General features: G+C 58.8%; 8 protein-coding genes. 4 read left to right on the plus strand and 4 right to left on the minus strand.

Annotated features, from left to right (window positions below; translation table 11 throughout):
• Positions 1-16: 16 nt before the first annotated feature.
• Entirely contained in the window at positions 17-1,660 is a 1,644-nt protein-coding gene (locus ACI94_RS07995) for an META domain-containing protein (protein WP_066958851.1), read from the plus strand.
• 231 nt (positions 1,661-1,891) lie between these two features.
• The gene (locus tag ACI94_RS08000; RefSeq protein WP_066958852.1) at positions 1,892-2,410 is read left to right on the plus strand and encodes an META domain-containing protein; all 519 of its coding nucleotides are present in this window, start codon (positions 1,892-1,894) and stop codon (positions 2,408-2,410) included.
• A 95-nt stretch (positions 2,411-2,505) separates the two neighbouring features.
• Here the strand turns inward: ACI94_RS08000 and ACI94_RS08005 are convergent, their stop codons facing one another.
• Genes ACI94_RS08005 through ACI94_RS08020 form a run of 4 tightly spaced genes read right to left on the minus strand, consistent with a single transcriptional unit; the run spans position 2,506 to position 6,364 of the window.
• Positions 2,506-2,922: a nuclear transport factor 2 family protein gene (locus ACI94_RS08005; RefSeq protein WP_066958853.1), complete on the minus strand. Its 417-nt coding sequence runs from the start codon at positions 2,920-2,922 to the stop codon at positions 2,506-2,508.
• A gap of 52 nt (positions 2,923-2,974) precedes the next feature.
• Entirely contained in the window at positions 2,975-4,828 is a 1,854-nt protein-coding gene (locus ACI94_RS08010; RefSeq protein ID WP_066958854.1) for a molybdopterin biosynthesis protein, read from the minus strand.
• 15 nt (positions 4,829-4,843) lie between these two features.
• Entirely contained in the window at positions 4,844-5,665 is an 822-nt protein-coding gene (gene tsaA / locus ACI94_RS08015; RefSeq protein WP_066958855.1) for a tRNA (N6-threonylcarbamoyladenosine(37)-N6)-methyltransferase TrmO, read from the minus strand.
• 57 nt (positions 5,666-5,722) lie between these two features.
• On the minus strand, positions 5,723-6,364 hold the full coding sequence (locus ACI94_RS08020) for an FmdE family protein (RefSeq protein WP_066958862.1): 642 nt from the start codon (positions 6,362-6,364) through the stop codon (positions 5,723-5,725).
• Positions 6,365-6,681: 317 nt separating this feature from the next.
• Here ACI94_RS08020 and fdhF point away from each other — a divergent pair, with 317 nt between their 5' ends.
• Positions 6,682-8,751, plus strand: coding sequence for a formate dehydrogenase subunit alpha (gene fdhF, locus ACI94_RS08025; protein ID WP_066958856.1), 2,070 nt, complete (start codon positions 6,682-6,684; stop codon positions 8,749-8,751).
• Position 8,752: 1 nt separating this feature from the next.
• Positions 8,753-8,970, plus strand: a 218-nt coding sequence (locus ACI94_RS08030) for a coenzyme F420 hydrogenase/dehydrogenase beta subunit N-terminal domain-containing protein (protein WP_286681288.1), incomplete at its 3' end; no start/stop codon positions are given.

Raw genomic sequence — 8,970 nt, forward strand, 5'->3', positions numbered from 1 at the left:
GCCCATATGCTGTTGTATGGCACCGAATAGAAACTGGAACAGGAACCAGATCCTTGCGGCGGCATCACTGCTCGTCATCGCTGTGGCGTGCATCATAACCGCAGGATGTATATCAGGGACGTCGACCCCCGGCCCGGCTGTCGCGCTCCCTGGAACCTCCTGGTCACTTTACTCCTACCTTGCCGAGAACGGCTCCCTCGTCTCGGTTCTGCCGGGAACGGAGATCACCGTACGGTTCGAAAACGACGGCAAAATCATCGGCTCCGCCGGGTGCAACGGATACGGCGGCAACTACCTCCAGAGCGGCACAACCCTCTCGATCTCCTCACTCGTCCAGACACTGAAACTCTGCACGGAGCCCGCGGGTATCATGGAGCAGGAGTCAAGGTTCATGGATCTCCTCGGCTCGGCGGCAGGTTGCCGGATGGAGAACGACCGGCTCGTCATCACCGATGCGGCAGGCACCGACGTGCTCGTCTTCGTGCAGGACTCCTTCGTACCCGTGATGCTCCCCGGAACGTCCTGGAAACTCGTAAGCCTCGCCGATGAAAACAGCACCCTGGCCCCGGTCATCGCCGGCACAACCGTCACGGCGATCTTTGACGCTGACGGGAAGGTCAGAGGCAGCGCCGGGTGCAACCACTACAGCGCACGCTACACCGCAAACGGCGCGAACCTCTCGATCGAACCGGTCACACGAACCGAGATGTACTGCAGCGAGCCGCCCGGCCTCATGGAGCAGGAGGACCGCTACCTCGCTCTCCTCGCGGACGCCGCATCCTACCGCGTTGAGCGCGTGATGGCGGACGGCGAGAGGATCCCTCTCAGCGCTTATGTCTCCTCAAGGACGACGAGCGACCGGCTGACCCTCACGGACAGCGAGGGCAACGACATCCTGGTCTTCGAGCTCGACCTCCCGAAGCCCGACCTCCCGCTCTTCGGGACAGACTGGGTGCTTGAGGCCTACAGCACCGGTGGAGGTGCAGTCTCCTCGGTGATCGCCGGCACGACCATCACCGCGAACTTCGCGGCCGATGGGATCGTCACCGGGAATGCCGGGTGCAACCACTACGGCGGTCAGTACAGCCTTGACGGCGCAAACCTCACGGTCGCCTCGCTCTACAGCACCCTGATATACTGCGAGACGCCGGGGGTCATGGAGCAGGAAGCGGCGTTCATGGGCCACCTAGCAAACGTCTCCTCCTACCGGGTCGAGGGCGACCGGCTGATCCTCGCGGATGCGGAGGGTAACGAGATCCTCTTCTTCGTACAGGCGCCGGAAGTGCCTCCGGCACCCCTCACCGGGACGGAGTGGACGCTTGAGTCATACAGCCTTGGTGGGGAGGCCGTCTCCTCGGTTATCGCCGGGACCACGATCACTGCGGTCTTCTCGCCCGATGGGAACGTCTCCGGCAATGCCGGGTGCAACTCCTACGGGGCTGGCTACCGACTTTTCGGCATGAGCCTCACCATTGATGCGCCTATCAGCACGAAGATGTACTGCGAAGAGCCCGAAGGCATCATGAAGCAGGAGAGCACATACCTTAACCTCCTTACGTCGGTAGCGGGCTATCGCATCGATGGAGACCGGCTCGAACTCCTCGATGAGGCTGGAGAGACCCTCCTCTCCTATCGGGCAGAGAGCGCGGATCGCTCCTGATCCGCTCTTATCCTCCATGGCAGGGATCGTATCTCATGAACCAGTCCCTGCCTTGCTTTTTCCAATTCATCACATTTGGTCATCCGTCTCCCTTGCCAGAGGATGCTCAGAGCGATACACCGGGATCGGGACCGTTACCTCATCTCAGCAGAATGAAAGGGAATTGAGAGAATCTCGATAAAAATAGATTACTTTTTAATTCTGTTTCCCTAACGCCTACCTGTGGTATAGATGGGCAGAGGCGGACACCACACACTCGCAAAGGCTGCACTCCTGATCATCGCGGTGACGTGCCTCATCTCAGCCAGTTACTCCGGCGCAACAACCTTGCCCCATAACGATGCTGATCGGGCCGCCGAACCACTCGGGGGGACGACCTGGAAACTCACTCAATTTTGTGCGGATAACGGCTCGATCATTGCACCCCTGCCCGGAACGGAACCGCTTATCGCTTTCAGCGAGGACGGCACGCTCTCGGGTTTGGCCGGGGGGAATCCCTACTCCGCCTCCTACAGAATCAATGGTTCAACCATCACGGTGGAATCAGGCGACGTCGCACTGGCCCACCCCGCAATAGCCCAGGACTTTGCCCGGCAGGAAAGCCGGTACCGCGAACTCCTTGTTGCGGCCGCTTCTTACCGCGTTGAAGATAACCTTTTGATCCTCTCCGGTCCGTCGGGCAGAAATCTGCTCGTGTTCTCGCGGATAGAGGGGCCAAAGACCGGACCACTGCTCTCGGCCGAACGATAACCCTGCTACCAGATCGTCGAAATACGCTCGCGGTCATCGACAGCAGGATCTTCTTGTGCCTGCTGGTGAGGAGGATTTTCAAAGCAGCCCGGATACTATACCCGCCGATATGACCGCCCTTCTGCCGGGAGGGAGTAATGCATCTGGGCAAAGACCCATGCGTGGCCTGTCCCGCGGAGCACCGCCGTCATCCGCCCGGTTAAGGTCTGCGGAGCGCCGTCTACGACGAAGTGATAGGTCATATCGGCCATGATCCAGGCGATTGTCCCCTCTGCTCCGATATGAATCCCGGAGAGCTCAAGTGAGATCGCCTCAGTCTTCGCAAACTCGCGCTCAATGTGCCTGCGGTAAGCCTCCTTCCCGATAACCCTCTCATCGACCCCGATTCCGAAACCCCGGAAATCAGGGTCGGTAAGCGCCATGATGCCCTCGATGTCTTTTCTCCCGATGGCCTCCGCCATTCGCTGGAGCATCGCCATGATCTGGTTCCGTGTCTGTTCACTGACACGCATGAAGAGGTGTCCTGTCAAAAGAGAGATATTCGTTTCGAGGAGATGTGCTGTTTCAGGCCGGGAGCACGTCGCCAGAGGCTCCGTCCACCGGTGCTCTCCCTGCTGCACGGAGGAGCGCGCGGAGTTCCGGGGAATGCGCAGCCCGGATGAGGGCGGCGACGCCGTCGTCTGCAGCGAGTTCCTTCCGGATCACGAGATCGTACGACTCGTAACCGAGCGGGGTGAACCGGAGCCCTGCTTCCCTGGCCATATGAGCCGTACAGACACCGGCGTCTGCGTTCCCACTGCTGATAGCAGCAACAACCGCACTATGCGTTCGTATCTCGTGACCATACCCGCTGATCCCCCCGGCATCGAGACCCTGCCCGTCCAGCCATTCATCAAAGAGTGTTCGTGCCGGCGTTCCCTTTGGACGGTTGACGAACCGCAACGATGCAAGATCGGCGGGATCAAGGTGCCCGGTCGAGGCGATCCCGAGTTCCGTCCGGGCTACCTGAAGTCGCAGGAGGTCCACGTCGGGCAGGAACCTGAGGACATGGTCGTTCCAGGCCGATCTGGTCTCCGGAAGAGCGACCGCTGCCGCATGGCAGGTGTTTCCCCGGAGAGCCAGCACCGCACCAATCGTCGAGGCGTTGCAGCAGTGGAGCAGGTAACCGGCATCCGCAAGGCAGTTTCCAAGTTCGCCGAGAGCAAGATCGCGCTGACCGACACAGATGAGCGTGCGGGCGATCGTGGCCGGAGGAACGGTGAGCCGGACACGCACCTCCTCGCCTGCCTCGATACCCTCTCGATCGGCAGGGATGTGAAGGTAGCCGTTCGCCCGGACAACCGCCATCTGGATACCCCCGCCCCGGGGATGCGGGGTCGCCCAGCAGGTGCCGGAGACTCTCCCGATCGAGACCGGAATAAACTCGTCAAATCCAAGATCGGACGCCAATCTCCGTGAGAGCCGGACGTCCAGCTCCTCGGCCTGAGGTGCTGAAAGCCCCCACCATTCAAGCAGGTTCCCGACGACCTCGCGGAGAATCGTCTGTGCCGCGACGGGATACCCGGGCATCCCGATGACCGGTTTGCCGTTGACCCTCGCAAGCAGCACCGGTTTTCCCGGTCGAACGGCGATACCGTGGAATATGATCTCTCCGAGCGCCTCGACGACCTCCCGGGAGTAATCGCGGGTGCCGGCCGATGACCCCGCCGAGAGAATGACAAGGTCGTTCTCAACGAGGGCCTTCTCCAATGCCGGGCGAATCAGATCAGGGTCGTCAGGAACAATACCGTAACGGCAGCAGGTCGCTCCCATCCGGGTGAGGTAGGCCTCCGCCATGAGGGTATTCGTCTCGATTGTCTGGCCGGGCGCCGGTGCTACACCGAGCGGGACGAGGTCGCTCCCCGTTGGGATAATGCCGATCCTGACCGATCTCACGCATACCCGGGTTATTCCGTAGGTCGCGAGCGCACCGATATCGAACGACCGGATTCGATGACCTTTTGGGAGTACCAGTTCACCGGCTCGGATATCTTCGCCCGCATGCCGGACGTTCTGGCCGGATGAGGCAGATTTCCTGATCCAGGGTATGCCGCCATCATCCCAGGTATCCTCGATCATGACAACCGCATCAAAGGATGGAGGGATCAAATCCCCGGTATTAACCCGAGCATACTCAGTGAGAGGCAGCGGCCGCTGGTCCTGTGCTCCCAGCGTCTCCCTGCTCTTCACCGCGTATCCGTCGAACTTTGCTATATCGGTCTCCGGGACCGAATATGCTGCATAAATGGGTTTAGCCGTCACTCTGTCGACAGCCTGGCGCAACGGCACGGTCTCGGCATGCTCCTCCGGAGGAAATGCCGCCCGCATAGCCGCAAGTGCTTCCGAAAGTGGCGTAAGGTTCAGGTACCGGCGTGGCATATTAGACTCCAGAAACTATGTCTCCAGCGGCTGCGCCGGAGAGCAGACGGCGCAGTCTAATAGCGATTCTTCGGGGCACGCAAGAATTTCATCGACGCTCTCGGGCACGGCACGAAGGTGGAAGATTACCTCCTCTTGTGGACTGGATACGCTATAGCGATCATCTTTCGAGTATCGGAGCCGGCAGTTTCCCCGGCTTGCGCCGGTGATCCCGATGAGTGCATCGGAGATGCAAGGGTCAGCGCCGAGCACGACTGAGATCTGCGGCGCCCGTAGGTCGCTTTTGAGGGCGCGGGTTGCCGCCTCCGCGATCCGCACCGCAACCGCCACGCCCGGGCAGAGTTCCCCGTGATAGTTCATGGCCTCACGAATGAGGCCGGCCCGGTACTCTGCAGGACTCATCTTCAGGATCTTCTCCGTCCGGTCGTGGCCGGTCGCAGAGAAGACGCAGTCCCATCCTGCCTGGTAGGGCTTGATATCGATCACCGGCGTCCCGTCGATGAGGTCGACGTTTGCAAGCGCGAGAAATCGTCCATCTTGGATGCCGATCAGTCGAACCACCGAGATTGAGAGAGGGTTCGGCCGGGCAGGAGAACGAAGGGAAAAGACGCCTTTCTCCGGCAGGTCGCTCGAAACCTTCCGGGCCACTGCCCGCAGGACGTCGCGGTCGGCCTCATGCATCCAGCAGACGAGGATCAGGTGTGAGTTCTCCTCGATACCTGCGAGCCCCTCGGAGTATTGGGGAAGTATCTCAATCTCGGCGTCGACGCCCTGGACCGGCATATCACTGCGAGAGTGAATACTCGAATGCACGAATCCGATAGGAGAGAGCTCCATGCGGTGCCTTCTATCTCAATAGATTTATACCTCCCCAAAAGGGGGAGGAGCTCACGTTCAATATGCTATTTTTTCGTAATAGGACTGGGATCGGCAGTCTGAGCAAGCCCCATCGACGAGCAGGTGGTCGGGGACCATCTCACCGCATATGGAGCAGATTGCAGATTTCCACGGCCATTTCTGCGGTACTTTCACCCGCACCCGTTCGGCGGAGATGAATGCACGCCCTGCATCGAGGATCTCGTCAATCAACGCTGCACCCCGTTCTCTCGGGTCAAAGAGCGGGTCTTTCGTGAACCAGAGAGCAAACGTTGGATACTGCTCGATCTTATCGCCGTCGACAAAGACCCGGATTCCATTTACGTATGGAGAGTCGGCAGGTCCGTTCATGGTGAGGGCGAACTTTCCGATCGGGAGCACCCGGAGACGGTGATTGCCGATCGTACAGTGGGCAATCACCTGCAGGGCGTCCGGCAGACACTTCATGGTCTCGCAGACAGCGTAGATCTTCTCGCCCTTGGGTGGATTCAGGAGTTCCAAGGCGTAGTCCACCATGTAGACCCCGACCAGGAGTCCGGGAGCTGCATAGGTATGAAAGTCGATACATCGCCGGAAGTGCTCAATCAACTCTGGAGAGGTACCTTTTGATTTGAGCCTGGTCTCGATGTCGTCCCATGTGTGAGTCAGTCTCGGTTGCACGGGATAATGTTTGGTCAAGGTTATTTGTAAATATTTTGGATCTGTAAAATTTGTTCAATTAACAAAATATATATAAATATGACTTATTCCTTTTATTTTGCCATAAAACCTGATATGGCGCCTAAACCACATGAGCAACCTGAGAATTAAATTTAAACTTGCCTGTAACAATTATACGCCATAATATTTCGATCGACGTTAAATGAGTAAGTTTAAATTTATATACTACGTAGTAAATGTAAAACTAATGGTGTGCGCATGTCTCTCTTTGGACATGCCGGCGACCGACGTTGAACGCAACAATTTGGAGAATGTGAATGGCTGAAACCAATGGAAAACTGCGCTATGTTCCCACGACATGCCCATACTGCGGTGTAGGGTGTGGGCTCAACCTCGTGGTGAACGACGGCAAGCTTGTTGGGGTTGAGCCCAACAAGAGGTCCCCGATCAACGAAGGGAAACTCTGCCCCAAGGGGGCAACCTGCTGGGAGTTTGTCCAGAGTCCGGATCGGCTGACAAAGCCTCTCATCAAGAGGAACGGCAAGTTTGAAGAAGCGACCTGGGATGAGGCGCTCGATCTCGTTGCCTCGAAGTTCAAGGAGATCTATGAGAAATATGGGCCTAAGTCCCTCGGTTTCCAGGTCTCGTGCCGGACCCCGAACGAGGAGTGCTACATCATGCAGAAACTCGCCCGGGTCGCCTTCAAGACCAACAACATAGACAACTGTGCCCGTATCTGCCACGGACCATCCGTCGCCGGACTCTCGCTCTCGTTCGGCTCCGGTGCCGCGACAAACCCATTCGAGGACGCCTTAAACGCCGATGTCATCTTCCTTATCGGTGCAAACACTATTGAGGCACACCCACTCGCTGGCCGCCGGCTTGTCCAGGCAAAGAAGATGGGGAAGAAGATCATCGTCTGCGACCCGCGGTACACTCCCACGGCACGTCTGGCCGACGAGTACGTCCGCTACAACCCCTCGACGAACATCGCCCTGATCAACTCGATCATGTACTGGATCATCCAGCAGGATCTCCACGACAAGGAGTTCATCGAGAAGAGGACGACTGGATTTGAGGAACTGAAGAAGACCGTGGAGAAGTACGCCGACGTTGAGTCGATCACCGGTGTGCCCACCGAGCGGGTCAAGGAGATTGCCCGGATCTACGCCAGTGCAAAGAACGCAGTGATCATCTACTGCCTCGGCATCACGGAGCTCACGACCGGCACGGACAACGTTCGGTCGCTTGGAAACCTTGCCATGCTCACCGGCAACGTCGGGAGACCCGGAACTGGTGTCAACCCGCTCCGTGGCCAGAACAATGTGCAGGGCGCCTGCGACATGGGTGCCTACCCGAACGTCTTCTCCGGCTACCAGAAGTGCGAGGATGATGCCGTCAGGGCGCGTATGGAGGAACTCTGGGGCGTCACCGGACTTGCAAAAGAGTACGGCGCGACATTAATAGAGCAGATCAAGCAGTGCGGCGACCAGATCAAGGCAATGTATATCTTTGCGCTGAACCCGGTTGTCTCTTATCCGGATTCGAACCTCGTCATGCAGTCGCTTGAGAAACTCGACTTCCTTGTCGTGCAGGACATCTTCATGACCGAGACGGCGCAATATGCCGACGTCATCCTGCCCGGCGCATCGTTTGCCGAGAAGGATGGTACGTTCACCAGCGGTGAGCGGCGTGTCAACCGTATCCGCAAGGCCGTGGAGCCTCCGGGCGATGCAAAGGAAGACTGGCAGATCTTCGTCGAACTTGCCCACAAACTCGGGCTCAACGGTTTCGACTTCAACTCGCCGGAGGATATCTGGAACGACATGCGGCGTGTCACCCCGTCGATGGCCGGTATCACCTACGCAAGGATGGAGAAACCGGAGTCTGTGCACTGGCCCTGCCCATCCGAGGACCACCCTGGAACGCCCATCCTGCACCGCGAGAAGTTCGCTAACCCCGACGGCCTCGGACACTTCTTCGGCATCGAATATCGACCGCCTGCGGAGGTTGCCGACGAGGAGTATCCGTTCACCCTGATGACCGGACGTCTGCTCTTCCACTACCACACCCGGACCCAGACCGGCCGGGCGAAGATCCTCCACCAGGAGGTGCCGGAAGCCTACGTGCAGATCAACACGGAGGACGCTGCGCGGCTGAATATCCTGAATGGTGAGAAGATCAGACTCGTAAGCCGGCGCGGACAGGCAGAGGCCCTTGCCAGGGTGACCGATGAGGTCGGGCCCGGTGTGCTGATGATGACGATGCACTTCGGTGGGGCTGGATCTGTGAACCAGCTGACGAACACCGCCCTCGACCCGCTCTCCAAGATGCCGGAGTTGAAGCACAGCGCTGTGAAGGTCGAGAAGATCACGGGGGTGCAGTGAGATGGTAGCAAAGGGAGATATGGTATACGCCTGGACAACGAGCCCCGAACTCGCCGAGGTGGCGGAGTGCGGCGGCGCGGTGACCGGGCTTCTCAAGTATGCCCTGGAGAACAATATCGTTGACGCCGTGCTGGCAGTGAAGAAGGGAGTGGACCTCTACGACGCTGTTCCCACGCTCATCACCGACCCGGCAGAGATCGGACAGACGGCAGGCTCGCT

The sequence above is a fragment of the Methanoculleus sp. DTU007 genome (genome assembly GCF_001512385.1).
In the GTDB taxonomy this organism is placed as follows: domain Archaea; phylum Halobacteriota; class Methanomicrobia; order Methanomicrobiales; family Methanoculleaceae; genus Methanoculleus; species Methanoculleus thermophilus.

Excerpts from the sequence above, each read along its gene's own strand:
- ACI94_RS07995 (WP_066958851.1), top strand. The coding sequence starts at position 17 with ATGGCACCGAATAGAAACTGGAACAGGAACCAGATCCTTGCGGCGGCA.
- ACI94_RS08000 (WP_066958852.1), top strand. The coding sequence starts at position 1,892 with ATGGGCAGAGGCGGACACCACACACTCGCAAAGGCTGCACTCCTGATC.
- ACI94_RS08005 (WP_066958853.1), bottom strand. The coding sequence starts at position 2,922 with ATGCGTGTCAGTGAACAGACACGGAACCAGATCATGGCGATGCTCCAG.
- ACI94_RS08010 (WP_066958854.1), bottom strand. The coding sequence starts at position 4,828 with ATGCCACGCCGGTACCTGAACCTTACGCCACTTTCGGAAGCACTTGCG.
- tsaA (WP_066958855.1), bottom strand. The coding sequence starts at position 5,665 with ATGGAGCTCTCTCCTATCGGATTCGTGCATTCGAGTATTCACTCTCGC.
- fdhF (WP_066958856.1), top strand. The coding sequence starts at position 6,682 with ATGGCTGAAACCAATGGAAAACTGCGCTATGTTCCCACGACATGCCCA.